At 63.4% G+C, this 25,941-nt stretch carries 27 protein-coding genes and 1 pseudogene; 13 read left to right on the top strand and 15 right to left on the bottom strand.

The window, feature by feature from the left end:
- The coding region (locus PMN64_RS00625) for a class I SAM-dependent methyltransferase (RefSeq protein ID WP_411779237.1) at positions 1-642 on the bottom strand (642 nt) is incomplete at its 3' end.
- Between the two features lie 347 nt (positions 643-989).
- On the opposite strand from PMN64_RS00625, the gene PMN64_RS00620 reads away from it, so the two are divergent.
- The 6 genes from PMN64_RS00620 (at position 990) to PMN64_RS00595 (ending at position 8,709) form a co-directional block, all read left to right on the top strand.
- Positions 990-3,131: a PQQ-binding-like beta-propeller repeat protein gene (locus tag PMN64_RS00620; protein ID WP_411779236.1), complete on the top strand. Its 2,142-nt coding sequence runs from the start codon at positions 990-992 to the stop codon at positions 3,129-3,131.
- Positions 3,132-3,368: 237 nt separating this feature from the next.
- Positions 3,369-4,688, top strand: a complete 1,320-nt coding sequence (locus tag PMN64_RS00615; RefSeq protein ID WP_411779235.1) for an Hsp70 family protein — start codon at positions 3,369-3,371, stop codon at positions 4,686-4,688.
- A 132-nt stretch (positions 4,689-4,820) separates the two neighbouring features.
- On the top strand, positions 4,821-6,404 hold the full coding sequence (locus tag PMN64_RS00610) for an ABC-F family ATP-binding cassette domain-containing protein (protein WP_411779234.1): 1,584 nt from the start codon (positions 4,821-4,823) through the stop codon (positions 6,402-6,404).
- Positions 6,405-6,440: 36 nt separating this feature from the next.
- Positions 6,441-6,989: a hypothetical protein gene (locus PMN64_RS00605; RefSeq protein WP_411779233.1), complete on the top strand. Its 549-nt coding sequence runs from the start codon at positions 6,441-6,443 to the stop codon at positions 6,987-6,989.
- 176 nt (positions 6,990-7,165) lie between these two features.
- Positions 7,166-7,825 (top strand): flavodoxin family protein, encoded by a 660-nt coding sequence (locus PMN64_RS00600; RefSeq protein ID WP_411779232.1) that lies wholly within the window; start codon positions 7,166-7,168, stop codon positions 7,823-7,825.
- Positions 7,822-8,709, top strand: a complete 888-nt coding sequence (locus PMN64_RS00595; RefSeq protein ID WP_411779231.1) for a sigma-70 family RNA polymerase sigma factor — start codon at positions 7,822-7,824, stop codon at positions 8,707-8,709. Before PMN64_RS00600 ends, PMN64_RS00595 begins: the two co-directional genes overlap by 4 nt.
- A gap of 169 nt (positions 8,710-8,878) precedes the next feature.
- Here the strand turns inward: PMN64_RS00595 and PMN64_RS00590 are convergent, their stop codons facing one another.
- Positions 8,879-10,294 (bottom strand): MFS transporter, encoded by a 1,416-nt coding sequence (locus PMN64_RS00590; RefSeq protein ID WP_411779230.1) that lies wholly within the window; start codon positions 10,292-10,294, stop codon positions 8,879-8,881.
- 247 nt (positions 10,295-10,541) lie between these two features.
- Here PMN64_RS00590 and PMN64_RS00585 point away from each other — a divergent pair, with 247 nt between their 5' ends.
- The 4 genes from PMN64_RS00585 (at position 10,542) to PMN64_RS00570 (ending at position 15,490) form a co-directional block, all read left to right on the top strand.
- A complete protein-coding gene (locus tag PMN64_RS00585; protein ID WP_035632987.1) occupies positions 10,542-11,297 on the top strand; it encodes an ArsR/SmtB family transcription factor in 756 nt (251 codons plus the stop codon).
- 382 nt (positions 11,298-11,679) lie between these two features.
- Positions 11,680-13,386 carry a DUF6538 domain-containing protein gene (locus PMN64_RS00580; RefSeq protein WP_411779229.1) on the top strand — a complete coding sequence of 569 codons (1,707 nt, stop codon included), beginning with the start codon at positions 11,680-11,682 and terminating at the stop codon, positions 13,384-13,386.
- Positions 13,383-14,432 carry a hypothetical protein gene (locus tag PMN64_RS00575; protein ID WP_411779228.1) on the top strand — a complete coding sequence of 350 codons (1,050 nt, stop codon included), beginning with the start codon at positions 13,383-13,385 and terminating at the stop codon, positions 14,430-14,432. Before PMN64_RS00580 ends, PMN64_RS00575 begins: the two co-directional genes overlap by 4 nt.
- Positions 14,433-14,455: 23 nt before the next feature.
- The gene (locus PMN64_RS00570) at positions 14,456-15,490 is read left to right on the top strand and encodes a hypothetical protein (RefSeq protein WP_411779227.1); all 1,035 of its coding nucleotides are present in this window, start codon (positions 14,456-14,458) and stop codon (positions 15,488-15,490) included.
- Between the two features lie 19 nt (positions 15,491-15,509).
- Here the strand turns inward: PMN64_RS00570 and PMN64_RS00565 are convergent, their stop codons facing one another.
- The 6 genes from PMN64_RS00565 to PMN64_RS00540 form a co-directional block, all read right to left on the bottom strand.
- Positions 15,510-16,409 (bottom strand): 3'-5' exonuclease, encoded by a 900-nt coding sequence (locus PMN64_RS00565; protein WP_411779226.1) that lies wholly within the window; start codon positions 16,407-16,409, stop codon positions 15,510-15,512.
- Entirely contained in the window at positions 16,406-17,770 is a 1,365-nt protein-coding gene (locus PMN64_RS00560; protein ID WP_411779225.1) for an AAA family ATPase, read from the bottom strand. The genes PMN64_RS00565 and PMN64_RS00560 overlap by 4 nt, the downstream gene beginning before the upstream one ends.
- Positions 17,771-17,796: 26 nt before the next feature.
- Positions 17,797-18,573, bottom strand: coding sequence for a hypothetical protein (locus PMN64_RS00555; RefSeq protein ID WP_411779224.1), 777 nt, complete (start codon positions 18,571-18,573; stop codon positions 17,797-17,799).
- Complete coding sequence (locus PMN64_RS00550) at positions 18,570-19,013, bottom strand: hypothetical protein (protein ID WP_411779223.1); 444 nt, start codon at positions 19,011-19,013, stop codon at positions 18,570-18,572. Before PMN64_RS00550 ends, PMN64_RS00555 begins: the two co-directional genes overlap by 4 nt.
- A 141-nt stretch (positions 19,014-19,154) precedes the next feature.
- Positions 19,155-19,730: a hypothetical protein gene (locus PMN64_RS00545; RefSeq protein WP_411779222.1), complete on the bottom strand. Its 576-nt coding sequence runs from the start codon at positions 19,728-19,730 to the stop codon at positions 19,155-19,157.
- Entirely contained in the window at positions 19,730-20,188 is a 459-nt protein-coding gene (locus PMN64_RS00540) for an HNH endonuclease signature motif containing protein (protein WP_411779221.1), read from the bottom strand. The genes PMN64_RS00545 and PMN64_RS00540 overlap by 1 nt, the downstream gene beginning before the upstream one ends.
- 79 nt (positions 20,189-20,267) lie before the next feature.
- Between PMN64_RS00540 and PMN64_RS00535 the strand changes: the two genes are divergently transcribed.
- Complete coding sequence (locus PMN64_RS00535) at positions 20,268-20,582, top strand: helix-turn-helix domain-containing protein (protein WP_411779220.1); 315 nt, start codon at positions 20,268-20,270, stop codon at positions 20,580-20,582.
- A gap of 31 nt (positions 20,583-20,613) precedes the next feature.
- Here the strand turns inward: PMN64_RS00535 and PMN64_RS00530 are convergent, their stop codons facing one another.
- Positions 20,614-21,510: a 3'-5' exonuclease gene (locus tag PMN64_RS00530; RefSeq protein WP_411779219.1), complete on the bottom strand. Its 897-nt coding sequence runs from the start codon at positions 21,508-21,510 to the stop codon at positions 20,614-20,616.
- A gap of 64 nt (positions 21,511-21,574) precedes the next feature.
- Positions 21,575-22,675: a DNA polymerase IV gene (dinB, locus tag PMN64_RS00525; protein ID WP_411779218.1), complete on the bottom strand. Its 1,101-nt coding sequence runs from the start codon at positions 22,673-22,675 to the stop codon at positions 21,575-21,577.
- A 43-nt stretch (positions 22,676-22,718) separates the two neighbouring features.
- Here dinB and PMN64_RS00520 point away from each other — a divergent pair.
- Positions 22,719-22,901 (top strand): annotated as a pseudogene (locus PMN64_RS00520) (tryptophan-rich sensory protein); the annotation flags it as partial.
- A 98-nt stretch (positions 22,902-22,999) separates the two neighbouring features.
- Here the strand turns inward: PMN64_RS00520 and PMN64_RS00515 are convergent.
- Together PMN64_RS00515 and PMN64_RS00510 are read right to left on the bottom strand one after the other, a co-directional pair.
- Positions 23,000-23,368, bottom strand: coding sequence for a hypothetical protein (locus PMN64_RS00515; RefSeq protein ID WP_411779217.1), 369 nt, complete (start codon positions 23,366-23,368; stop codon positions 23,000-23,002).
- 121 nt (positions 23,369-23,489) lie between these two features.
- Positions 23,490-24,086, bottom strand: a complete 597-nt coding sequence (locus PMN64_RS00510; RefSeq protein WP_411779216.1) for a hypothetical protein — start codon at positions 24,084-24,086, stop codon at positions 23,490-23,492.
- Positions 24,087-24,103: 17 nt separating this feature from the next.
- Between PMN64_RS00510 and PMN64_RS00505 the strand changes: the two genes are divergently transcribed.
- Positions 24,104-24,295 carry a hypothetical protein gene (locus PMN64_RS00505; RefSeq protein ID WP_411779215.1) on the top strand — a complete coding sequence of 64 codons (192 nt, stop codon included), beginning with the start codon at positions 24,104-24,106 and terminating at the stop codon, positions 24,293-24,295.
- Between the two features lie 370 nt (positions 24,296-24,665).
- Here the strand turns inward: PMN64_RS00505 and PMN64_RS00500 are convergent, their stop codons facing one another.
- Genes PMN64_RS00500 through PMN64_RS00490 form a run of 3 tightly spaced genes read right to left on the bottom strand, consistent with a single transcriptional unit; the run spans position 24,666 to position 25,940 of the window.
- Positions 24,666-25,166, bottom strand: coding sequence for a hypothetical protein (locus PMN64_RS00500; protein WP_411779214.1), 501 nt, complete (start codon positions 25,164-25,166; stop codon positions 24,666-24,668).
- Between the two features lie 35 nt (positions 25,167-25,201).
- Positions 25,202-25,546 (bottom strand): hypothetical protein, encoded by a 345-nt coding sequence (locus PMN64_RS00495; RefSeq protein ID WP_411779213.1) that lies wholly within the window; start codon positions 25,544-25,546, stop codon positions 25,202-25,204.
- A gap of 25 nt (positions 25,547-25,571) precedes the next feature.
- On the bottom strand, positions 25,572-25,940 hold the full coding sequence (locus PMN64_RS00490; protein ID WP_411779212.1) for a hypothetical protein: 369 nt from the start codon (positions 25,938-25,940) through the stop codon (positions 25,572-25,574).
- Between the last annotated feature and the right edge of the window lies 1 nt (position 25,941).

Genomic DNA, 25,941 nt, shown 5'->3' with positions numbered 1-25,941 from the left:
CGCCTTCTCAGCATCGGGAAGATTGGCGACATAGCTCGTCGATGCGATGCGCTCGAACACATCCCCTCGCTTCATCCGGTGCGGATGGTCCTGCACGATTTCCCTCTCGAGCACGAAGCGTGGGTCCTTCAGGATCCAGCGCCAGCGTCCGGTCCGTTGCCGGGGCGTGTCGCCCGCATAGCCCTCGATCATGACGGACAACGCGTCGACCCACGGCGCGCGGTCGTCCCTGTTGTTCCAGACCAGCGCAAGCGTCCCGCCGGGATGCAGCAGTCGCGCGATCTCGGCAACCGACGCCTCGTTGTCGAACCAGTGAAACGCCTGGGCGCAGGTGACCAGGTCGACGTTGCCGGTTTCGAGATTGATCGCGTCGGCGCGCGTGTTGATGACCTCCACCCCGGCTTCCTTGGACAGCCTGGCCGACATTTCGGCCACCGGCTCAACGGCGACGAGACGGGCCGTCGCCGGCAGACGGGGAAGCAGCAGGCGGGTGAACTTGCCGGTTCCGGCACCGAGGTCGACGACACAGCGCGCGGCCGCAAGCGGCAGCGCGGCGACGATCTCCGCAGGGTAGCTCGGTCGGCCCGCCTCGTAGGCGGCGACCGCGACACGATAATTCTCGGCAGTGGGGTTCAGTGTCATTGTTGCTTCTCCTGCATGCCAACCGTCTGCGGTGCGATCCGCGGAACGATATAGAGCAGCGCCTGCACAGGACTGGAAGAGCGTGTCGATTCAAAATCCGCTGAAGACCTCTCACCTTTGCGTCAGCGCCGCAGCGCCGCAGCTCCGCAGCTCCGCTGCTCCCTGTTGAAGGTGCGCGCATTTTGAATGATTTGCTTCGGCGGATTTCGCATAGACCTTACGTGCTTGTGGTGCATCAACGGCGCAGTTCCAGGTTGCAAGTTGCGGTTGGCTGAACGACAGTTCGCGATGGCGGACGCGGTCTGTTGTGCGGGACAAGCCCGATCCCGCCCCGCACCGGAGCGACCATGCAGCGATCCAGGGCAGTCCTCATCACAGCCATCGTCTATGCCTTGATCGGCCTGGTCCTCGCCGGCGGCGGCATTTGGCTCGCCGCACTGGGTGGATCGATCTTCTACACTGTCCTCGGCGTCGGCATTCTCACCACGGCTATGCTGCTGCTGGCACAGCGCCATCAGGCGCTCTGGCTGTTTGCGATCGTGCTGCTCGGCACGCTGGCGTGGGCCGTCTATGAGGTGCGGTTCGATTGGTGGCCGCTCGCGGCGCGTGGCGACATCATCTTCCCCATGGCGCTGTGGTTGCTCACGCCGGTGATCGTTCGCGCCCTGACACGAAGCGGGCCGGTGCCTTACATGCGCGCGACGGCGCCACTCTGGATCGGCGTCGTCGCTGCGGCGGCGGTGCTCATCGCCGGGCTGCTGTCCAGCTATCACGACATCAACGGCACGATTGCCGAGTCCGGCTCTGCCGTGCCGCAAAGCGAAGCCGACCCGCAGCCGGACGGCGACTGGCGCGCCTATGGACGCACGCAATTCGGACAGCGCTATTCGCCGCTGAAGCAGATCACGCCCGACAATGTCGCCAACCTCAAGGTCGCCTGGACCTTCCGCACCGGCGACGTGAAGACACCAGAGGATTCCGGCGAGACGACCTTCGAGGTCACCCCGATCAAGGTGCGCGATACGCTCTATCTCTGCTCGCAGCACCAGGTGCTGTTCGCGCTCGACGCCAAGACCGGCACCGAGCGCTGGCGCTACGACCCCAAGCTTGTGCACAACAAGACGTTCCAGCACATGACCTGCCGCGGCGTCTCCTATCATGAAACCGCATCGGGCGCCGTCGACTCTGGCGGCAATCCGGCGCCGGCCGAATGCCCGCGGCGGATCTTCCTGCCCGTCAATGACGGCCGCATGATCGCGCTCGATGCCGACAGCGGCAAGCTCTGCGATGGCTTTGCCGATCACGGCAGCCTCGACCTGCAGCAGGGGATGGGGATCAAGACCGCGGGCTTCTTCGAGCCGACGTCGCCGCCGGTCGTCAGCGACAAGATCCTGGTCGTGGCCGCCGCGGTGATCGACAATTATGCGGTCGAGGTGCCGTCGGGCGTGATCCGCAGCTTCGATGTCTACACCGGCAAGCGCGCCTGGTCGTACCAGACCGTGCATCATGATCTCTGGGACATGGACGTTCCCTCGCAACCGAGCCTGGTCGATGTGACGACGGCGAAGGGCGTCATCCCCGCGCTGATCCAGCCGACCAAGGTGGGCAACATCTTCGTGCTCGACCGCAGGACCGGCGAGCTGATCGTGCCGGCGCCGGAACGCGCGGTGCCGCAAGGCGCAGCGCCTGGCGACCGCTCAGCACCGACCCAGCCGTTCTCCGAACTGACCTTCCGCCCCGAGGCGAAGCTGACCGGCGCCGACATGTGGGGCGGCACGATCTTCGACCAGCTGCTGTGCCGGATCATGTTCCACCGCTTGCGCTACGAAGGCACCTTCACGCCGCCGTCGTTGCAGGGCACGCTGGTCTTCCCGGGCAATCTCGGCATGTTCGAATGGGGCGGCATCGCGGTCGATCCTGTCAGGCAGATCGCCATCGGCAATCCGATGTCGTTGCCGTTCGCCTCAAGACTCATTCCGCGCGGCCCGCAGAATCCTCCGGCGCCGACGGCCGAGAAGCCGGTTGGCAGCGAGGTCGGGGTGCAGCCGATGTATGGCACGCCGTTCGGCGTCGATATCTCGAGCTTCCTCTCGCCGCTCTCCGTGCCGTGCTACCGGCCGCCATGGGGCTCGATGGCCGCAATCGATCTGAAGACGATGAAGATCGTCTGGCAGCATCCCAACGGCACGATCCGGGACACCACGCCGCTGCCGCTTCCATTCAGGATGGGCGTGCCGATGCTGGGCGGGCCGATCACCACCGCCGGCGGCGTTGCGTTCTACACCGGGACCTATGAGTACACGATCCGGGCCTACGATGTGCGCAACGGCAAGGTGCTCTGGGAGGATCGCCTGCCGGCCGGCGCCCAATCGACGCCGATGAGCTACGAGGCTGGCGGCAAGCAATACGTCGTCACCGCGGCCGGCGGCCACGGCTCGTTCGGCACCAAGCGCGGCGACTACGTCATCGCCTACGCATTGAAGGATTGAGCCGCTTCATCGGGACCGTCATCTTCCTTCTCCTTCCCCCCGAAAGGGGGAAGGTCGGGATGGGGGTCAGCCGCAGGCGATGCTGTTTACGGAGCGAGCAGATCCCCACCCGCTTTGCTCTGACGAGCAAAGCGACCTCCCCTTTCCAAGGGGAGGTGGATAGCGTCCATACGGGTTGGCAAATCCGGCCAAAGCCGCTAAAGGTCCGCCCCCTTTCACAGACAATCCGAGCATGACATGTCGAGCGCCCCGCCCGCCGTCTCGATTGGCGTCGATTTCGGCACCAGCAACACCGTGGTCGCGCTGTCCGACGGCGACGGCCGCGTCGAGGCTGTTCGCTTCGACCACGGCGGCCGCACGCATAGCGTCTATGTGTCCGCGCTGTGCTTCTGGGAGGAACGGCCCGGCGCCGGCCTGCATCCGCGCGCCGAGGGCGGTCCGTGGGCGATCGAGCAGTTCCTCGAGGGACGCACGATCCATCGCTTCATCCAGTCGTTCAAGACATTTGCGGCCAGCTCGGCCTTCAACACCACGCAGATCTTCCGGCAACGATACAAGTTCGAGGACCTGCTCGCGGCGTTCCTGCGCACGCTGACGCGCCATGCCGGCGAGGGTTTCGACTTGGGCGCACCGACCATCATGGTCGGCCGCCCGGTGAAGTTTGCCGGCGGCAATCCCAATGACGAGCTCGCGATGCAGCGCTACCGTGCCGCGTTCGAGCGGCTCGGCGCCGGCCATGCGCGCTATGTCTACGAGCCGGTCGGCGCGGCGTTCTCCCTCGCACGCACGCTCGACCACGACGCCACGGTGCTGGTCGCCGATTTCGGCGGCGGCACCAGCGACTTCTCCGTGATGCGGTTCTCGCGCAAGGGCGGCGTGCTGCGCGCCGAACCGCTGGGCCATGCCGGCGTCGGCATCGCCGGCGACACCTTCGACTACCGCATCGTCGACCACATCGTCTCGCCGCGGCTCGGCAAGGGCACCAACTACCGCTCGTTCGACAAGGTACTGCCGATCCCCAATCACTATTATTCGAGCCTCGCCCGCTGGCATCAGCTCGCGATGATGCGGGGCAATGGCGACTTGCGCGAATTGCAGCAACTCGCGCGCACCGCGCTCGATCCGGCGCCGCTGCACGATTTCATCACCATCGTCGACCACGATCTCGGCTTCGCGCTTTATCGCGCCGTGTCCGACACCAAGGTCGCGCTGTCGAGCCGCGACCGCGTCGAGTTCCGCTTTGCCCGCGAAGGCATCGATATCGGCGCAACCGTCACGCGCGACGATTTCGAATCCTGGATCGCCGACGACATCGAACGGCTCGGCGCGACCGTGGACGAGGCGCTGGCGAAATCCGGCATCACCGCGCGCGACGTCGAGAAGGTGTTCCTGACCGGCGGCACCTCGTTCGTACCGGCCGTGCAGCGGCTGTTCGCCGAGCGCTTTGGTGAAGCGCGCCTGACCTCGGCGGATCAATTCGAATCGATCGCCTACGGCCTCGCTTTGATCGGCCACACGCCCGATCCCGACCGCTGGACCTTCGCCGAAGCGGCGTGACGGCTGGCTTCGCGCCTTGTTCCCGGCGCAATAGACGACTACATCACGCCAATCATCAATCCCCGAGGATGCTGACGACCATGGATTTCACCCTGACAGCAACGCCCATCAGCCTTGCCCTCGGGGATATTCATGCCTGCATCGATCGCGCTCTCTCATCTGACCCTGTCCGCGCCTGACGGCCGGGTTCTGCTTTCCAACATCGATCTGAACTTCGGACCCGAACGCACCGGCCTTGTCGGCAGGAACGGCGTCGGCAAGACGACGCTGCTCGGCCTGATCGCGAGGCTGCGCACGCCGCAATCCGGCACGGTCTCGGTTCAGGGACGCGTCGGGATGCTGCATCAGACGGTTCAGCTGAAGCCGGATGAATGCGTCGTCGACCTGTTCGGCGCGCGCCGCGCACTGGCTGCGCTACGCCGTGCCGAACAGGGCCTTGCGAGCACCGAGGAGATTGCCGACGTCGACTGGACGCTCGACACGCGCATCGCGGCCGCGCTCGAGCGCGTCGGACTGAGCGATGCGCTCGACGCGCCGCTGGCGACGCTGTCCGGCGGCCAGGCCACCCGCGCCCGCCTCGCCGCGCTGACCTTCGCGCAGCCCGATTTTCTGCTGCTCGACGAGCCCACCAACAATCTCGACCGTGCGGGACGCAAGGCGGTGATCGATCTGCTCGCCGACTGGCGGCAAGGCGCCATCATCGTCAGCCACGACCGCGAATTGCTGGAGACCATGGATGCGATCGTCGAACTGACCTCGCTGGAAGCCAGGCGTTACGGCGGCAATTGGAGCGCGTACCGCGCGCGCAAGGCGATCGAGCTGTCGGCAGCACGGCACGATCTGGCGGATGCCGAGAAGCGCGTCGCCGAGATCGACCGCAACGCCAGAGAAGCCAACGAACGGAAGGCGCGCAAGGACGGCGCAGGTGCAAGGAAGCGCGCCAAGGGCGATCTGCCGCGGATCGCCGCCGGGCTGCGCAAGGACCGCAGCGAGGACAGCGGCGGTGAGAACGCCCGCCTCGCCGAGCGCAGGCGGACGCAAGCGCTCGAACTCGCCACCGCGGCGCGGCAACGCATCGAGGTGCTGCAACCATTCTCGGTGCAATTGCCCTCGACGCATCTGCCGGCGAGCAGGATGGTGCTGCGAATCGATGCGGCCGATGTCGGCTACAGCACGGAAGCGCCGATCCTGCGTGATCTCACCTTTTCGATCTCGGGTCCGGAGCGCGTCGCGATCACTGGCCCCAACGGCGCCGGCAAGACGACGTTGCTGAAGCTCATCAGCGGCGACCTGACCGCGGCGCGCGGCACCGTCGAGGTGATGACCCGGTTTGCCATATTCGATCAGGCAGTCAGCCTGCTCGATGCGTCGGCCTCCATCCTGGAGAATTTCCGGCGCATCAATCCGGATGCCGACGAGAACGCCTGTCGCGCGGCGCTGGCGCGATTCATGTTCCGCGCCGATGCCGCGCTGCAGGCCGTCGCGAGCCTGAGCGGCGGTCAATTGCTTCGCGCCGGTCTTGCCTGTGTGCTCGGCAGCGTGAGGCCTCCGCCTTTCCTGATCCTCGACGAGCCGACCAACCACCTGGACATCGAATCCATGGAAGCGGTCGAGGCTGGCTTGCGCGCCTATGACGGCGCGCTGTTGGTTGTGAGCCACGACGAGACCTTCCTCGAGGCCATCGCGATCACGCGCAGACTGGATCTCGCGTCGTAGAGGTGACGCGGAGAGCGGAGGAATTGCCTTTGCGCAATGAACGTTTCAAACGACGAAGATTGGTCAGGAATTGAACAGCCGAGCACGCGTCGCCTTGGGGTAGGGTTTAAGGCGCGGTGCTCGGCTGTCAGGCCGCGCGGCGGTGCGGCCATTCCGCCAGCCTCGCTTGTCCCCAAGCGCGAGGCCGTCGGAGCTGAATCTGGTCTGTTGCTAAATCCGCGCCGTCGAATGGAGCGCGTTTCTCCAAAGGGCAAATGCGACGAAGCCAGCGAGCAACAAAAAGCCGCCACCGGCCGCGATCAGGAAATGCGCGAGCGTCATCTTGGAACATCCCAATTGAAAGGCTTCATGCGGAGAGATATGCGCCGCAACCTGGCAATCAAAAGCACTTCAAAATTGATTTGCCCCGCCGGCCGCCGCCGGACAGCCCGAAAGGTGGCTGGCACTGCGCTCTGCCCACCCTTCGATTTCAGAGAGGTCGTCCAGCCACTCGGCTGTTGCCGCTCATCGCGCGGTTCGTCACACCGCTCAATGGCCACGAGGATAATCGATAAAACTTTATCGACAATCGAAACGGAAAATTAAGGTTACCGAGGCGGCCCGAAGGCCGGCTCCCGGCAAAATATCGAAAACAACCCCATGCAAAGTAGCCCGCGGCCACCGCTCCGGTCTGAGCGGCGGTCAATTGGAGCAACATCCTCCGGACGAAAGTTCGCAGGGCATGTCACGTTTCGACGCGCTGCCTTGTCTTGGCTTCTGCAATGGCAGCAGCAGAGGACACCATGCACACACTCGGAACCGGCGGCGGTCGTACCCTGATCGCAATCGTCTATCATAGCGCCTACGGCCATACCCGGCGTCAAGCGGAGGCCGTCAGGTCCGGCGTCCAGGATGTCGATGGCACAGAGGCGCTTCTGGTGCCTGTCGAGAATGTGGAACAGAACTGGGATCGGCTGATGGATGCGGAAGCGCTGATCTTCGGCACGCCCACCTACATGGGCGCCGCCTCCGCGGCCTTCAAAGCCTTTCAGGAAGCAACGTCGCGAGCGGTGATGTCCAAGGGCTACCGCTGGAAAGACAAGCTCGCCGCAGGCTTCACCAATTCGGGGGCGCACGCCGGCGACAAGCTGTCCACATTGATCCAGCTTGCCTTGTTCGCCGCACAGCACGGGATGCATTGGGTCAATCTCGATCTGCCTCCGGGGAAAAACTCCGCATCGGGATCGGAAGCCGATCCGAACAGGCTGGGGTTCTGGCTCGGAGCCGGGGCGCAATCGAACACCGACGAGGGGCCGGATACCGCGCCGCCGGCATCCGATCTCGCAACCGCCCGCCACCTCGGGCAGCGGGTGGCGAAGACGGCGCTGCAGTTTGCGCGTGGCCGTGACGCGGCCTCAGCGGCCGTTCGGGCCGCGTCGTGACCGACGCGGCTGAAGACGCGACGGCGGCCGAAATCTTCGCCGAGCTGCGGCCGCGCCTGATCCGGCTGGCCTATCGGATGCTGGGCTCGGTCGCCGACGCAGAGGATGTCGTGCACAGCGCCTGGGTGCGCTGGCTCGCCGCCGATCGCGACCAGATGCGCGATCCCAAGGCAGTCTTACACACCATCGTCACCCGATTGTCCCTCAACGAATTGAAATCCGCTCGGCGCCGGCGTGCCGCCTATGTCGGACCGTGGCTCCCCGAACCGTTTTTCGACCCCGAAGAAACGGAAGCGGCCGACGATCTGATCCTGCCGTTGATGATCGCGCTGGAACGCCTGTCGCCGTTGGAACGGGCGGCCTTTCTGCTGCATGACGTGTTCGGATTGGGGTTCGATGCCGTATCCGAGACGATCGGGCGTGAGGCTGCGACCTGTCGCAAGCTTGCCAGCCGCGCCCGCGCGCATATCCACGCTGCCAAACCCAGGTTCGTCGTCGGGAACGAAGAAGGCTTGCGGCTCGCAAATGCCTTTTTCACGGCAACGCGGACCGGCGACCTTGCTGCGCTCCGCGCCATGCTCGCCGAAGATGTCGTGGTCTATGCGGATGGTGGCGGCCAGGTCCCGGCACCGACAGAGCCTCTGGTCGGACTCGAAAGCGCGATGGAGCGCTTCGCGGGGCTCGCCCGGCTCTTCACCGTGCATCCCTCACGATTGATCCGCTACGCGACTATCAACGGATTGCCGGGCTTCATCACCATCGAGGACGACCTCGTTCAAACGACAGCCTTGCATATCGAGAACGAACGGATTGTCGCGATCTATGTGACCCGCAATCCCGACAAGCTGCACAACGTGCCTGATGTGACGGGATGGCGGAATTGAGCGTGCCTCGCGCGTCCCCGCTCAGCGCGGCCGATAGCGATAGACCAGATCGCGAGGGTCGCCTTGCGGCGCTGACGGATCGAGCGCTTCGCGCCAAACTGAGAAGAACTCAGCGTGAGCAGATCTAGACCGCTCCACCAGGGGCACCGCATGAGCTCGACCTCCCCTGTCATCGTCCCTCCTTTGCTCGGCCCTGCCAGATCGCGACCGCACCTGCGAGCAACACAGCGGCCGATATCACGAGCGAGGCATGCACGCCTGCCATGAACGCGTTGTTCCCCGCGACCAGCGAGCCGAACAGGGCAACGCCAAGCACGCTGCCGGTCTGCCGCGTCGCGTTCAACACACCGGCGGCGATGCCGGATCGCGACTTCTCGACACTGCCGAGCAGCGTCGAGGTCAAGGACGGCACGAGCAGGCCGAGCCCGCCGCCGAGGACGAGGAGCTGAGCGCCGATCGCCCCGTAGCTGGTGCCTGAGGCCATAGGCAGCAGCGCAACGCAGCCCGCGGCGGTGATCACACAAGCGAGCGCAATGGTTTGCGGCGCGCCGAGGCGCTCGCTGACCGACGCGGTGATCAGGTTGGCGGGCAGCACCATGGCCATCATGGGCACGAAGGCGAGGCCCGTTGCGAACGGCGACCAGCCATTGACGTTCTGGAAGTAGAGACTGAGTACGAAGATCAGGCCGTAGAAGGCGATGTTGAAGAGAAGCCCGACCAGAGCGGTCAGCGCGAACATGTGATGGCGGAACAGCGACAGCGGCAGCATCGGTTGCGGCGCGCGCGCCTCGCGCCATACGAACAGGAGTCCGATTACGGCCGCCCCCGCGAAGCCCGTGATGACGAGCGGATGGCTCCAGCCCAGCGCGCCGCCCTCGATCAGGGCGCCGGCCAGCGTGCCGAGGGTTGCAATCGCCGCGATCTGTCCCGGCAGATCGATCTCACGCTGCGCGAGCCGCGGCGTCTCCTCGGCGTAACGCCAGGCGAGCCAGAGGCCGGCGGCGCCGATCGGCAAGTTGACAAGAAAGATCGCACGCCAGCTGACCAGCGCGATCAGCGCGCCGCCAACTAGCGGCCCCGCAGTCAGTGCGACGCTCGCACCTGCGGCCCAGAAGCCGACCGCGCGGCCGCGCGCCTTCGGATCGGTATAGGCGTGATTGAGTAGCGTCAGCGAGTTCGGCACCAGGATTGCCGCCGCCAGGCCCTGCACGGAGCGAGCAACGATCAGGAACATCGCCGACGGAGCCAATGCGCAGGCGAGCGAAGCCAACGTGAAGATTGCGAAGCCCCCTATAAATATCCGTTTGGCGCCAACGCGATCACCGAGCGCACCAGCGGTCAAAATGAAGGCAGCGAATGCGATGGTATAGGCGGTCACCACCCATTGCAGCTCGGCCACGCTGCCGCCGAGCGAGGTGCTGATGCTGCTCAGCGCGGTATTCACGATGGTGATGTCCAGCTGCACGACGCCGAGGCCGAGGCTCGTGGCGGCAAGCGCCAGCACCGCGGCGAGAGGCGAACGGGATGACGTGCTGTCAGAGCCGGCTTGTTCCGGCTGCCTTGTGTTGAGCGAAGTTGTTTGCATTGATCACACTCGGTTGTCTGTGAGATTTTGATGGCTCAGACCAGCCCGCTTTGCGATTATCATTCGATGCCAATCGAATATTTGGAGCCGCGAGACTTTCGTCCCATCGCGGCGATGCCTTTCGCTGGGGCTTAGTGGTGTCCAGACAACCTATGTCCCGCGATTGAATCGGTCTTGCAGAAACACTACGATCTTGGCCGAAGTATTCGTGCTTGGCACTGCGGCCTCATCGGCGTACGAGAAAGACATGGATACGGGACCCAAAATCGCCCAAGTCGCGGCACTCATCGGCGATCCGGCGCGCGCCAACATGCTCAGTGCGCTGATGGATGGCCGAACGTTGACCGCCTCGGAGCTCGCCTATGTGTCTGGCGTGGCGCCGCAGACAGCGAGTGGCCATCTTGCGAAACTCAGCGACGCCGGATTGCTTGCGCTCGCAAAGCAGGGCCGACGACGATATTTTCGCTTGGCCTCTCCGCACGTCGCGCGCGTGCTGGAAGGTCTCATGGTGGTGGCGCAGGACGGCCCCGCCCGGCAGCGCAATCTCTGGCGCGGCGGAGAGACGCTCCGACACGCGCGGACGTGCTATGACCACATGGCCGGCCGCATCGCCGTCGCAATCGCCGACCGGCTGGTCCAGCAGTCGTTCATTCTGCTCGACGAGGATGGCGGACAACTCACCGATGCCGGTCGGTCATTCTTCGATGAGTTAGGCGTCGATCTTCGCCTCGCCTCCAAGCGCCGGGTGTTCTGTCGCCCCTGTCTCGACTGGAGCGAGCGCCGGCCGCATCTGGCCGGGGCGCTCGGCGCTGCCATCCTTCATCACGCTCTCGAGCACGATTGGGTTGAGCATGTCCGGGATAGCCGCGCGCTCGTCGTGACGCCTGCTGGTGTTAGAGGACTTGCCACAACGTTCGGCCTCGAGGGCGCACTCCCGAGGGACGACCGCGAAGGGCAGGTTGCATCACTGTCCAGAGGCCGGGTAGCGGTTATCTCGGGTTGAGAGAGCTCCAACACGTCCAATACCCGGAACGGACCGCCCGTGCCGGCGGACCGGGACGAAGCCATGAACGCCTGGCAGGCGGGGAAGTCATGGACAACCTGCGCACGAAGCATCAGGCGAGCGGTCGAGATCGTTGGAATGTCAGGGGGCATTGCCTACGCTTCTCCGAAGCTTCGGGAGACACCCTTCGCCCTGGTCCGAAAGGGTAGCCTGCCACCCGAAGCCCGGCAGGCGAAGGGTGGCGGAGAGGGAGGGATTCCACTACCCCCGTTGAACTAACCCGCTGATATTTCAAATTTTATCGGCGGAATAAGGGCTTCCTGCATGTCCCGGGGCTACACCAAGGGGCTACACCCACGTGGGAAAACCTAAAAATTTAAACATGCCGACCCCCGTCCGAAAAACGATCAAGAACAAGAGGACCGACCGGAAAGAGATCAAAAGCGACCTCTGGTGGCTCCGCAAGAAGGTGCCGGAACGGTACCGGGGCGTCGTCGACCGCCGCGAGGTCTGGCGCTCGCTCGATACGACCGATTTCAAGACGGCCGTGGTCGCATGCAACAAGCTCAGCCTCGAGTTGGACCGGGAATGGGAGGACCGACTGCGGGCGGCCCAAGCCGCCGGCAGAACGCCGGCCGCCCCGGCCCGGACCATGACCGACTGGGATCTCAGCGGTCTTCAGCGTGTCGTGCACGAGCAGGGCCGCGCAGCCCAGATCCGCAATCCTCCCGCGGGGGCCAGGTGGGGACAGAACACGCACCTACGCAACGATGAGGAGAACGACGAGGAGCGCGAGTACGACGAGCAGTCGTTGGACCAGTTTCTGAACCGGAACGGCTACGTCCTGAACGATGCCGACCGCGCCCGTTTCCTGCCCATGTTCGTCGAGGCGCGGCGACAGATCTCGATCGACCTGACCCGGGCGGCCAGGGACCGCGACTTTTCGGAATCAGACGCGTTCGCCAAGAACGCCCCCTCCTTATCGAAGGAGATCGACCTTCAACAAGCATTCGAATTCTACTGCGAGAAAGCCGGCATCAAGGGCGGGGCAACGGGCGCGACAGCCAAACGTTGGCGCCCAAAGATCAAGGCGTTCTGCGACTTCGTCGGTCATTCCGACCTTTGCCGGATGACGAAGGACGACGCCTATCGCTGGGTCGACCACCTCACCGAAGAAAGCATCGCGAAGAAGTCCATTCGCGAAGTCTGGATCGCCTCCTTGCGGGCAGTCGCCGGTTTCCAGATCGAGCGCGGCAAGCTGACGACCGAGAATCCGTTCTCCCGCGTCAGGGTCAGGGGCGTCAAGTCGACCATGAAGTCGAACAAGAAGGGTTTCTCCGACGCCCAGGCCGAGACGATTCTCACGGCGACGCTCGCCACCTTCTCGCATCTGACCTCCGCGGAGACGCGGGCCGCTCGACGCTGGATCCCTTGGATCTGCGCCTACACGGGAGCGCGTGTGAACGAGATCACGTCGCTCCTACCGTCGGACGTGCGGCCGGATCCGGAGTCGGGAATACCGTGCTTCTATCTCCGTCCAGAGATGACGAAAGGTGACTACGAGCGGGTTGTCCCGCTGCATTCGCATCTGATCGACCAAGAGTTCCTCGACTTCGTGGCCGAGCGCGAGAAGGCCGGATTGCCGCTCTTCTACGACCCCAAGCGTGCCGAGGGTGGCGACAACGCCAATCCACAGTGGCAAAAAATCGCCGAGCGTCTCGGAGAGTGGGTCGTCAAGAGCCTCCACGTCACGGGCGTGAAGCCGAATCATGGGTGGCGCCACCGCTTCAAGTCCGTGTCGCGCCACGTCGGCATGCATCCCGAGGTGGAGGCTTTCATCACGGGGCACGGAGGATCCGACGATCCCGTCGAGATCGAGAAGGTCAGCCTGAACTACGGCGACGCCTGGGTGAAAACGCTCAAGAACACCATCGAGATGTACCCACGCTACGAGATCGCAGCGCTGACCTCACCGCCGAAGCCGCTCCGGCGCATCCGGCGCACGTCGGCTCAGATCGCCGCTGACAAGGCCTCGCACCGAACCGCGACCAGGAAGCGGCGGTTATCGGCTGAAGGGATGAAAGCATGAACGCGCCCGTAAAGCTTCGTGTGCCATACGACGCCATTTACATCCCTTACCGCCATAGGAATCGACAGGGGCAGAAGGTCGCGAGCGATGGACACATCGTGATCGAGAGCATCGCGGCGATTGACGCTCCGATATCGCATCGCATTGTCGACGAAAAGGGCTCTCTGAAAGCGGAAGTTAGGCTTTCTCAGAACTCTTACTGGTGGGTCCTGAAGCAGGCCGGGCGGGCAGTCAGTCCCGCGGAATTCGCGTCATACGCTGAAAGGGAAAGCCATCTCGTCCTTGCGACGCTGGGGTGTGGTCTACCGTACCACTCGGAGGTTTCGGAGGAAAAATTCTTCGCCTCAAAGCCAAGAGTCGTCAAATCGACGAAGGACGACCAATGGAAAAAGGCCCGTGTCGGCGCGTCGAAAGTCGTCTTCTGCGACTCAACCGTATTGGTGGCAGCTGGTCCGCCCGTTTATTACGGGATCAGGTCGGGACTGGATCGGAAAGTCATCGACATCGAAGTCGGCCCTTCCGAATTGGATCTGGTCGATGCAGGGGACAACTTCCGCGAACGTGGCAAGACCGGGATCTACGGTCCTACGGTCAGCGCCCGGCGCTGGGCTGCAAAGAGAGCTTTAGCTATCGGACCGCACGAATTGGATCGAGAACGGCATTTGTTCGACCGTCGCGATAGCTCAGTGCGCGGAATCCACCAGATCGAAGAACTCTTGCCGGCGCCGCCAGCGGGCCCCCAAACCTGCGCTCGCGCCCTCGCGGAATGGCTGTGGCGCGGCATGCGGAAGGACGGCGACTGGGATAGCTGGCCTTGGATTCGTCCGTACGTCCCGTGCCTCGCGGACGCCGACGGAAGGGCCGAATATCCGCACGACCTGCCTCATCGCCGCGTACTTGAGGATTTCGCTGCAGTCGATTGGACCTCTCTCACATCGAACCTCGCTCAGGAGGCCGAAGACGCTCGCGAAATCCTACGCCGTCTCGATCTCATCAATGGCCTCGACGAAGATGACGACGCGGCTCTTGGCCGCCTCGGATTCTAGGGCGGAAACGGAGGAGCAGAAAAATGACAGACTTCATGTTCAAGTCGCAGTTTTTCTATCGCCGCCACTACGTGCGCAAGCGGTGCCGTTTAGAAGAATGGATCGACCTTAACGATACGTGCGACGTCGCGATCAGTGAGGTCGATGCCAAGGACGCTCCGATCGCCTACGAAGTCGCTCAGTTCAACGGCGAAGAACGGCAGCCCCACGAAATCCGCTCCTATGCCGGATCCATGTGGTGGCCGCTCCACGGCGCTGACGGTCCACTGAAGTCCGCCGAGTTCCGGAGCATGGTGGAAAACGATTGGGAAACCGCAAGTGCGATTCTCGACCCGCTGCATCGTACGTACCGACTCTGTAATCCGCTCAAGGCCGAAAACTTCGGTAGGATCGAGGTGAGGGAGGACAAAGACCGGTCAACGTTCGATCTGCAGCTCGCCGGTGCTCACAGGGATGCCTCCAGACTGCTCTTCTGCGGCGGGGATGTGCTGGTCGAAGGCGGAGATCCGGTCTGGTATTTCATCCCCGCCGCCCAAGACCGTAAGGGCGTCGATCTCGTCCTCGGACCGACCACGTTGAATCGGCGGGAAGCAGCAGGCTATTCCATGCCCGGTCCGGAGCGCCATGTTCGGCTATCCAGCGGGTGGCACGGCCACGTTTTTGGGCTCACCGAGATCGAGGCGGCCAAAGAAGGCTGGGCGACCGAGCAAGCAATCAACGTTAGGTCGGAAATCGCAGCAAGACACTATCGACCGACGACGTCCGCCGCCGACCTGTGCGCACGAGCAGTCGCCGAGCACCTATGGGACATCGCATGGATGTATTCGGGCCTTCGCCAAGCCGTGCCCGCGGTCGCCAATGCGAACCATCTATTTCCTGCTCCGGACTTTCCCGAATACCGAGAGATGTTGCGACAATTGATTTCGCAGAAGAATCCCGAGCTCTCCAGGAATCTTTCGCGTCTAATCGCGAGCGCAAAGACAATACTTGATCGTTTGGAGCTGAATGGGCCGACGGACGAGGACGACGATGCGGCTCTTGCCTCCCTTGGTGTCTGAGCGCGCGTCAGCGGAAGATTCACCGAAGCGAATAGCGATCAAAAGCCGTCGTCGGCAGCGAGACGATTCCGTCTTCGTCCTGCCGCATCAGATCGAGCAGGAAGCGGCGCTCGTCCGCGAGCGAGGCTTCGGGCACCTCGATGTGCCAAGATTTGGCGCGACCATCATCGCCCGGATTCCAGCGATAGCCGCGCTTCTTCAGCAACTCCCGGGCGGAATATGGAGCACCGAGCGCCCACAAATGCCAGCGGGTCCGACGCGCGGAGTCGAGGAGCGCCGCCAGGCCCGTCCGTCCGGATTTCGGGAGGCCCCGCGCTAGGATCTCGACGCCCGCACGGCAGTCCTCTGCGGCATGATGTCCGTCGAAGAAGAAGCCGTGGCCGGCGGCGATATCGCGCAGCTTGGCACCTTCGAAACCTTCAGAGCTCCAGTCGACTTCGCGCAAAGAGCAAGCCCATGGCTTCGACGCGAAGATCGGCCACATGCGCTCGCAGAACGGCCGATCGAAGCCGGCATTGTGGGCGATCACGACCGCGGCAGGCCCAACAATGCCTTCGACCTGTGCCGGATCGATGGAAGCCCCAACGACCATCTCATCGGTAATCCCGGTCAGCTTCGTGACTTCGGCAGGAATTCGGACGCCGGGGTCCCGCAGCGACACAAAGACCTCGCCGATCCCTACGATGGTTCCGTCGGCATCATAGTCGAACGGCAACATCGCAAGCTCGATCACGGAGTCCTTCAAGGTATCCAAACCCGTCGTTTCCACGTCGAGGAAGACGGCCCGCTTCACCTGCGCCGCGCTGATCGGACCGGTCGATCCCTGCCGCAAACGACGCAACACTCTGTATTCGCCGGACGACTGCAGCAACGTCGCCAGGCGCTCCAGCTCCACGGCGCTGATGGCTTCGGTCGTCATGGGGCAACGCTCCACGACGCCGAATTGCCGGAAAGAAACTTCGCAGCCCTGACGCCATCCAGACTGCCGTTCTTCAGCAATACGGCGGCGATTCGCTCAAGGGACTCCCGATGTTCGATCAACGTCGAGCGACAGGCGTCGGCGGCGCGTGTGAGCTCCGTGCGGGCAGCGCGCCGCACCTCGGGATAGGAGAGCAATTCACGGGTATCCTCCCTTGAACCGAGGAACAGAAGGGAGGTGTCGACGAGCCCCAGCGAGGCGACCATGGCCGTCGCCAATCGGGTCCCCTGGTCCAGGTCCGAGCCCTTGCGACCTCCCCCTCCATCCGAATAGGCGTGAAAGATCATCTTTTCGGCCACGCGACCGGCCAGCAGGACCTGAAGCCGCTTGCTGTAATCCTCATAGGTCCCCTGCAACGCGGGAGTTCTGGTACGGATCGTGGCACCGCCTCTATCGCCGGAGGCGGCGATATGGGCAAACAGGCAATCAACCTCGCCGAACAGCAGCATCTCCGCGAGCAGATGCCCGGCCTCATGCACGGCTGCGCGCTCCAGTTCGGCCTGGTCCCGATCTCGATCTCCGGTGAGTGCCCTCCGCAGATCCGCGAGCTCGATGTCACGGTTGTCCTGACGAGCGAAGCGCCGGGCGTCCGCCACGATCCGCTCGACATCCGCACCGGTAGACCCCATTCCCAGCAGACAAATATCGTCCAGCCTCGCGGTCGCCAGTTCGCCTCGCAATCGGACACGAAACATGCGCTCCAACTCATCCGCATCCGGAAGTCCGATCCGAATGACCTTGCTGAAGCGCCCCGGCCTCAGAATCGCCGGGTCGCAGCGGCTGACGTCGTTGGAGGCGGCGCAGAACAGAAGGCCGTCACGGCCGGCCAAGCCGTCCAATTCTGCGAGGAATGCGTTGACCACCTGAACCGCATAATCCGCATGCGAATGGCGTACCTTGCTTCGGTCGGCAAAGGAGTCGATCTCGTCGACGAAGAGTACGCACGGAGCCTGCGCGCGCGCTTCGGCAAAGTCCTTGCGCATCGCCCGCAGCAGGTGACCGAGATGTCCTTCGTCGGAGCCTTGCCAGCGCGCAAGCGAACAGGCGATCAACTTTGCGCCGGCGGCTTTGGCATAGGCAGAGGCGAAAAGGGTCTTGCCCGTTCCGGGAGGGCCGACGAGGCAGACAGCGTGGTCGACGGCCGACCAGGAGATCTCCCCGCGGCGCCACGCATTTACATCTCGGATCGAGGAGTGGGCCCATTGTACCGCCTCCCTCATCCCGAAGATCTGGTCGAGTTCGATGTCACGGCCCGTGTTCCGGTGGTCCTTGAGGGCCACCAAGCGGCGGAGTTCCTTCATGCATTCGTCCGGCGTACGGTCGAACCTCACCGCGAGACCAGATCTTCGAGCGAAACCCGCGAACTCACCGCCTCGTCGAGCAGATCGCCGCACGGGCGTCCCGTCACCACCCTGATGGTCAGAGCGATCGTTGCGGGATCGATGAAGGGAAAGCGGATACGGATCGGCGCCGCCTTCAAGATGGCACTTGCGACGTGCGTTTCGGCCGACGGCGAGATCGCGACGATCGGCAACGCGACTTGAAGGGCCCAAAGCGCTTCTCGCTGACGATCGGCGAGCTTGCTACCCGCCGGGACATCGCGTTCGGCGATGAGGATCAGATCATGGCTGTCGCGACCGCCATGACGCTCCCCGAGGTTCATGACCCGGACGGACGGCGACAGCAGCGTCTCGCGCCAGACGCCAAGGACCTTTTCCAGCATATCCGGATCCGACACGTCGATCGCGATGACCGGTGCGGCCGATCGCATCGAACCGAGCACGTCGGGGTGCGCATCGAACAGCCGCGCGCACATCAAGCTGGCCGCGACGTCGGCCGGGGACACCGGTCGCTCCTTTGAAGAACGCGGGCCGTTCCTCACGACAACCGGCTCGTCCTCCTCTTCCATGTCGAAATCATGGGTGGCCCAAGCACGGCGGAGCGCTGAGAACCCGCCTCCGATCGCATCGCACGACGTGCGCGGATCCTCGTGGGCGAAAATCTCCTTGCGACGCTTCCCGCCCGCCGCAGCATGGCAACGGAAGCGACGCGAAGCACGCCAGTTGCGCTTGTAGGCTCTGAGCTCCAACGAACCCGTGTTCATGACGCGCTCCAAGTCCAGTTCGGGCGGGTTCGCTTGTGGTCCAGCCAGATCTTGTGAACCAGCCAGGAGGTAGACAGATTGGTGCGATGCCCCTCCGAAAGCGGCATCTGCATCAACCTGTTGGAAAGAACGAGAGCGGCCGCGGCATCGTGGAAGGCACAGTTCAACAAGACGGTCATCGGGAGATCGACCCGGATGGTGAACTTCTCGGGACGCGGCTGAGGCAAAACGATGCCGATCGCCGCGGCGGCGTCTCCGTCGATCGCCTTGCGCCAGTCGGGGATGGTGGAAGAGATGCGAGCCACGCATGCGACGACCTCGGCGATGCGACGCGCGTCGAAGCTCTCCGCCCCGTACTGTCGCCAGTACGAGAGCGTCGAGGGCCACTCATTGGTTGAGTCGAGCGTTTCATGGAAGCGGCGGTGGAAGTGGCGCGTCACGTCATGTCCCTCCGTTCGCGCAGATCGTGTCTTGCGCGTCGGTTAGTACGATTGGTTTGTCTGTTCTCGGCCGGCGTTCTCGCGGGTAACCACGCCGGGCCCTGCCCTGCCTCGCCGGGCCACGCCCCGGCACGCCGAGCTCTATTCCAGCTGCACTTCCTCTGCGACGAAGCGGCCGAATTCCGGGGTGTAGTCGCCGAGCCCGAACAAGCCGGCGGTCTGGAAGAACCCCACGATCTCCTCGCGATCGAGCATCGACGGCAGGAAGCTGCCGTGGACGATGGCGCTCCACTCCTGGAACATCGGGCGCGTGCGCACCGTCAACGACCCGCGGACGCGGACGATTGCGCGGTGACGGAAGTTTTCGTCGGCCCAGAGGGCGTCGACGGTCTTCGGGCCATCGTACTGAAGCAGAGCCGCTCCTTCCGAGCGGAATGCCGCCTTCGCGATTTCGCCCTGCTTGGCCTTCTTCGCGCCATCGACGCAGACCGATTTGATGGTCTGCTGCGGCAGGCAGGGAAAGCCGTGGTGCAGCCAAAGCCCGCCGCGAAATTCGAGCTCCGCGATCCGCAAGTGATCCGCGTCCGTTTTCTTTGCCTTGCCGGTGATCTTGGTGAGCGCCTTCGTCACCTTCTCGAACGGATCGGCCAGCTTGGAAGAATGCATGAGCATCGGGCCGACACCGGTCAGCTTCAGCTTAATGTGATCGACGCTCATCACACGTCTCCCGTGCTGTAGGCGACGTCGAAGAGCGGCGCGGAGGCCGTTTCCGCCGCGTAGTCGGCCATCACCACGGGGTGAGCCGCGTAACGACGGGAACGCAGTTCGGACGTGATGACCTTGTGGCACGCCGCGCACAGCGTCGTGAGATCCGACATGAGCTCGCGGCCGAAATTCTCGTAGGTGCGATGGTGCACCTCCAGTCGAGCTTCGTCCCGGGACGCATTACAGGTGCGGCACCGGTAGCCCGAGGCGCGGAGTTCGGCGAGTCGGCTGGGATTAGTTTTCCAGGCGTTGCTGCCGATGTAGGTTTCGTAGGCTGCCGATTCGCTCGCGCCGGCCGGCCACGGCACCTCCGAGATTTCGGCGGCTCTGGCCGTCGGTTCAACGATCTGCCCGACAAGGTCAGGCAGATCGTCAGCCGAGGTCTGGATCGCGCATTCGCTGGGGGTCATCGGTGGTCTGTGTCCTCGTTCGCTTCGATGGGAAGACACTACCACTCTCAATGCACATGTGCATTAGGAATGTACACTAATGGTTAACGGACGACAAATTGCGGCCGCCCGTGTTTGGCTCGGAATTTCACAGTCGGAGCTTGGATTGGACGCGGAGGTGGCCACGCGGACGATTGCACATCTCGAAAAAGGAGAGCGCATTCTCCACGATCGCACGCTGGCTGCGCTCCAGACTTCGCTTGAAGGCATGGGTGTCGAATTCCTGCAGGACGAGACCGACCCTCAGATCGGCGTCGGCATACGAATTCGTGAAGCCCGAATCAGCGAAAAGATTCACGAAGCCCGCGACAAAAAGGACAAGCGCGCGCGAACACCTCGACAGCGCGAAGTCTAAGTTTCGTCGGCGCTCCACCGCGCCAAGCACGTCAGGCCCGGGTCGAAAACCGGTCGAACGCCGTCAGGGTTTGAAGGCGTGGTTCGACATCGCGCAAATAGATCTCAGTCTTGAGAAATGCGACTTCGTCATCCAGCTCGTCTTCGTCGATATCGATGTACCACGACTTCGGCCGACCATCGCTGCCGTCGCTCCAGCGATAACCGCGACGCTTGAGCGAATCCTTGAGATCGAACGGCGATTGCTCCGCCCACACCCGCACGGTCTTCTTTCGCGCTCGATCCAGCAGGACCGCCAGCGCCGAAGTGCTGGCGGCCGGCAGTTCGAACGCGAGGATCTCGAGAAGCGCATGGCAATCGTCGACGGCCCTGTGCGCCTGGTGGAAAAAGCCGGCGCCGTTCAGAAGATAGCCCAAGCGGGATCCTTCGAACCCATGCTTTCGCCATTCGACCTCGGTCGCCGAGCACGCCCAAGCCTTTCGTTGGAATACCGGCCAGTAGCGCTCCGCGAATTTGCGATCGAAGCCTGCGTTGTGTGCGATTACGACCACTGCATCCTCGACAAAGGCTTCGACAGCAGCATCGTCGATGCGTCGTCCGGCGACCATCTCGTTCGTGATGCCGGTAAGGGCCGTGACCTCCAGCGGGATAAACACCGACGGTTCGTTGAACGACGAGAAAACGTCCCGCGGGCCGGCGATACGGCCGTCCGGAAAGTACTCGAACTTGACCATGCCGACTTCGATGACTTCGTCCTTCTGCGTGTCGAGACCGGTCGTCTCCACGTCCAGGAGGATCCCGGTCTTGGTGCCGTGACCGACGGAAGGTAAAAACGTCTCCCGACGAACCAGGCGTCGAAGGACGCGATAGTCGGCGGATCCAGCCAGTGCCTCAGCCATGGCGGCCAGGGTCAGGTCGTTCTCCAGCATCGAATGTTGCGATCCCCTGGGCCACGGCTGCCGTCGGCGACCCCGGTAGAAAGTCTAGTCCGGGTCAGAGGCCGAAATCCAGTTGCGGTTCCGTATCATCCCCGGCTTGGAGGGACGACAGCGACACGCCCAGAAGACGGACCGACTTGGGGAAAGGCATGTTTTCCTGCAGCAGTGCCATCGCCAGATCGGCCAATTCTTCGCGATCCGCGACGGCGGTCGACGTCGACCGGCTGCGCGTAATGATCTCGAAATCGGAGAACTTGACTTTGAGCGTCACCGTGCGCCCTCGCGTGTCGACGGCTTCGCAATACCGCCAAACCTTGTCGACGAGCGGTCGGAGCTCGGCGACCATGGCGTCGAAATCCGTCAGGTCGGTCGAGAACGTATTCTCCGCGCCGATCGACTTGCGGATCCGGTTTGCTCGGACGAGACGTTCGTCGACGCCGCGCGATATCCAGTAGTAGTACGCGCCGGACTTGCCGAAATTGGCATTCATGAATTCAAGCGTCTGGTTGCGGATGTCCAGACCCGTAAAGATCCCGAGCGCGTTCATCTTCGCGCTCGTCGCCGGACCGATCCCGTGGAACTTGCCGACCTGCAAGGTCTCCACGAAACCCGGCCCCATCTCGGGAGAGATGACGTACTGCCCATTGGGCTTGCGATGGTCGGAGGCGAGCTTCGCCAAGAACTTGTTGTATGAGATGCCCGCCGAAGCATTGAGCCCGGTCTCTTTCTTGATCTTCTGCCGTATCCGCAGAGCGATGTCCCGGGCGAGCGGGATGTCCTGGAGATTGTCCGTCACGTCCAGATAGGCCTCGTCAAGCGACAGCGGCTCGATGAGCAACGTGTGCTCGGCAAAAATCTCGCGGATCTGTCGGCTGATGGCCTTGTAGATCTCGAAACGAGGCTTCACGAAGATCAGATCAGCACACTGACGCTTCGCGGTAACGGACGGCATCGCCGACCGCACACCGAATTTGCGAGCTTCGTAGCTCGCTGCGGCCACGACGCCGCGCTCGGCCGAGCCTCCCACCGCAACCGGCTTGCCGCGAAGTTCCGCATTGTCGCGCTGTTCCACGGATGCGTAGAACGCATCCATATCGATATGGATGATCTTGCGTACGGGCGGCGTCGAGGCCTGCCCCGCATCCCCTTCTCTCATGTGCGGATGATACAATCGGAGCACATGAATCGCGAGGTGGCGAATGCTTCAGTTGTCGTCCTTCGTCGTCGGTGTGGTCGGAATCGGTTGGCTGATCGGCGCGACCAATCTTCCAGGCGTTTGGTATGCCGGGCTGGCAAAGCCCGCGTTCGTGCCGCCGAACTGGGCCTTCCCGATCGCTTGGACCATTCTGTATGTCATGATCGCCGTTGCCGGCTGGCGAACCTTGCCCAGTTCCTTCTTCAAGGCTTTGCGATCGCCTCCAGACAAGGGCGCGGGGTGATACTTCGGAGCCATGCGAGTCCACGGCGCGCGTCGATTCGTTCAGGGTTGGTTGAACGATGGCCAGCAGCCATCCTCTTCGTATCGTCCGGTTCGATGTGGACAGGTCTGACCTAGAAGCTTCTGCCCTACATCCTTCCAAATCGAATGCTGCCCATAGAATCGGACCGCGTCCGCCTTCTGAATCTCGATGACCCGCTCGCATCGCTGGCATCCGACCCGCAGCACATGGCGCGGGATCTCCGAAAGGCGCCGCTGCTGAATCGGGATGCCGGACCTCGCCGCCACAGCGGGATCCGCCATCACGGAATCCCAGTATTCCGTGGGCATATCGGCATGCCCCGTCTGAGCCGCGTCGCTCCGTCGCTCGTTGGCCGCAGCCAATTTTTCCATCTCTTTACGTGACGGCATGCGCCAGCTCGCCGGTCGGTCGCTCATGACGGCATGAGAACATATCATGAACATAGAGTCGAGCCCGAACCCAAAAATTTTGCTCCGCAAGGCTCGACGTGAGGGCGCCGGACGACCTCGCTTAAGCCAGACTTGCGAGCGCGGCATCGTCTTCCATCGCCAACTCGGCGGTGGGGCCGAACACCGAGATGTCGAACAACGGCAGATCCAGACCGTGCCGCAGCGTCATGTCGTAGAAATTCAGCGCAAGCCGATCCATGTGCCTGGGCGTCGACGTCCCAAGAAGCTCCGAGAGCGCCGCGAATCGGCGGCGGTTCAGTTCAGGACCGGCGGCGACCTCGATTCCCGGCGCAAGCATCTCCCGATATACCTTGGCCAGCTTCGGCTTCCAGGTGCCCGAGCGGCGCTCGAACATTTCGAGAGCTCCGGCGAAAATGGCGTCCAGCCTGGTCTCGAAAAGCACGTCCACGATTGTGTCAGCGGCCAGGACTTCGATCACCGGGCCCCAATCGGCCTGTTCGCCGATGATCGACAGCGCGGCATCGCGATCCGTCGGGAGCCAAATGTCCGCCGACTCGAATGTCTGGCGCCACTCCTGCGAGCGATGCGTAAACAACGTCACGATCGCAGGCTCGATGGATCGATCGGCGCCGGAGTTCGCAACACCGAAGACATTCTTCCGCAGCGATCGATGCCAACCGTGGACGTAGACGGGCATGCCGCCGCGACGTAGGCGTGACCGCCGCAGATCAGGAAGTTCTCGTGAACGCGCTGCGCCGCGATGCCGGCATTGATCTCTTCGTCATCCCGACAAAGCTTCCGCGCGAATGCGAACATTCCGGAATCGAAGGGGACCGGATCCCACGGCGGCGTGAAGCCGAACAGGTCGTAAGGCTCCGTCAAGAATTCGAGCAGACCATCGACTGAAATCTCCGCATAGGGATAGCGATCTTCCTCCCAGATGTGGAGCGGCCACCAAAAAGCGGCGTCATGGTGCAGGAGAATCAAGTCGGTTTCCGGCAACCGTCGCGTCCTCGACGGGTGCGGCGATTCCCGTTCGGGAAACGTCACGCGGAATGCCGGCGTCGCCTCGGGAGGTTCGATGATCCTAATGACCGAGCCGCACTCCGCCCTGAACCATTCGGTCCGCGGAGACCTGCACCTCCTCGGTACAAAGTCGCGCCGGAAGAAGAAGCCCACAGTCACCGGCAATCCACACATTGAAATTTCTCCATTCGCACTCGCATCTGACGAGAGCTTGCGAAACTCAGCGATCTTATTCAGCGTCTCGCGACCTCTACGGGCCCGACACACCGGGCCCGGTCGGCGCCGGGGACTTTGCGGCCTTCTCCGCCAGGACGAGCAGCCGCGAGCCGGGCTTCCACGAATTGAAAAGCGGCATCAGCTGATTGGTCTGCAGCAATTCGCTCGTGGCCGTACCGACCGTGAACGCGACCCCGAAGAACTCGATGCTCTCAGGCGGGTAACGGAGCGTCACGTCGATCGCGTGGACTCCGTCGGGCGATATCCAACCGTGGTGGACCACGACCGAGTTCGCCACTGCGGCGAAGCCTTCCACGTACAACATTCCCGGCTGCTCGCTCGCGGCGTAGAACGAGTTGCGGAAGCAGTACTGGGCTTTCCGCAACCGCATTCCCTTCGGCCTGTCGATGCCCGTGAACGGGACACCATGCTCGAGCACGATCCTCTCGATCGTGTTGTCGCCGTGCTTGCTGTAGGCCCGACGGCTCAACTCCTTCAGGAGAAGTCCCTTCGTCGCAACGGGTGCGTTCTTCATATCTTGCGTCTTGGGTTAGGTCGTTTCGTGTCGATCTACGGAGCGGCCATGACGCAGGCCGCGATCGCCGCGCGGTAATCGGCGTCGCAGCCTCGGGTGATGTTCTGCCAGGTCGTGTTGCCGGACAGGTCGTCGGCGACGTGACCGAAGTCGGCGAACGCGGCGACGGCCAGCAGCAACCGGAACTCGCCGCTGGAGCAGAAGCCCGCGTACCGGCGGATCGCCCGGACGAAGCGGCCGACGTCCTTGTCGTTGCGGTCGATGATCGCGAACCTCAGTTCTTCGAACGAGTGCGTGCCGTCGAAGATGGCCAACCACTCACCACCGAGGCCGGCGAACAGATGGCGGGCCGGACCGTGCTTGAACTCAGAGAACTTCATGCTTCTTCCTTTCTTGGATGGTCGATCAGTCGCAGTCCGAACGACGGTGGCGGCTGTCGTCTGTCACCTCGGCGACGGTCTGCGGCTCGATGCAGGAGCCGAAGCGCAGGATCGCCGACAGCGAATCGAGGTCGGTCATCACGTGACCGAAGAGGCCGAAGGCCCCGCGCCGTCCGAGGACCAGACCGACGCCGCGATAGTCTCGCGATCCCCCGACACGAAACGTGCCTGCGCTCGCGTCGGATACGACGAGATGGATGGCGTCGCCGGCCGGCAGCGTCTCCACGCGCTCGATCCGCGCGCCGTCGAACAGACGGCGGATTTCCGAGGTCAGGTCCGGGAGATCGACCTCGGAAAGGCTTTCGTCCATTGGGTCGATGACGTACGCGCGCATG

The sequence above is a fragment of the Bradyrhizobium sp. UFLA01-814 genome (assembly GCF_046718885.1).
Classification (GTDB): domain Bacteria; phylum Pseudomonadota; class Alphaproteobacteria; order Rhizobiales; family Xanthobacteraceae; genus Bradyrhizobium; species Bradyrhizobium elkanii.
Note: the sequence above shows the minus strand (reverse complement) of the source record. Positions and strands in the feature narration are given on the sequence as shown.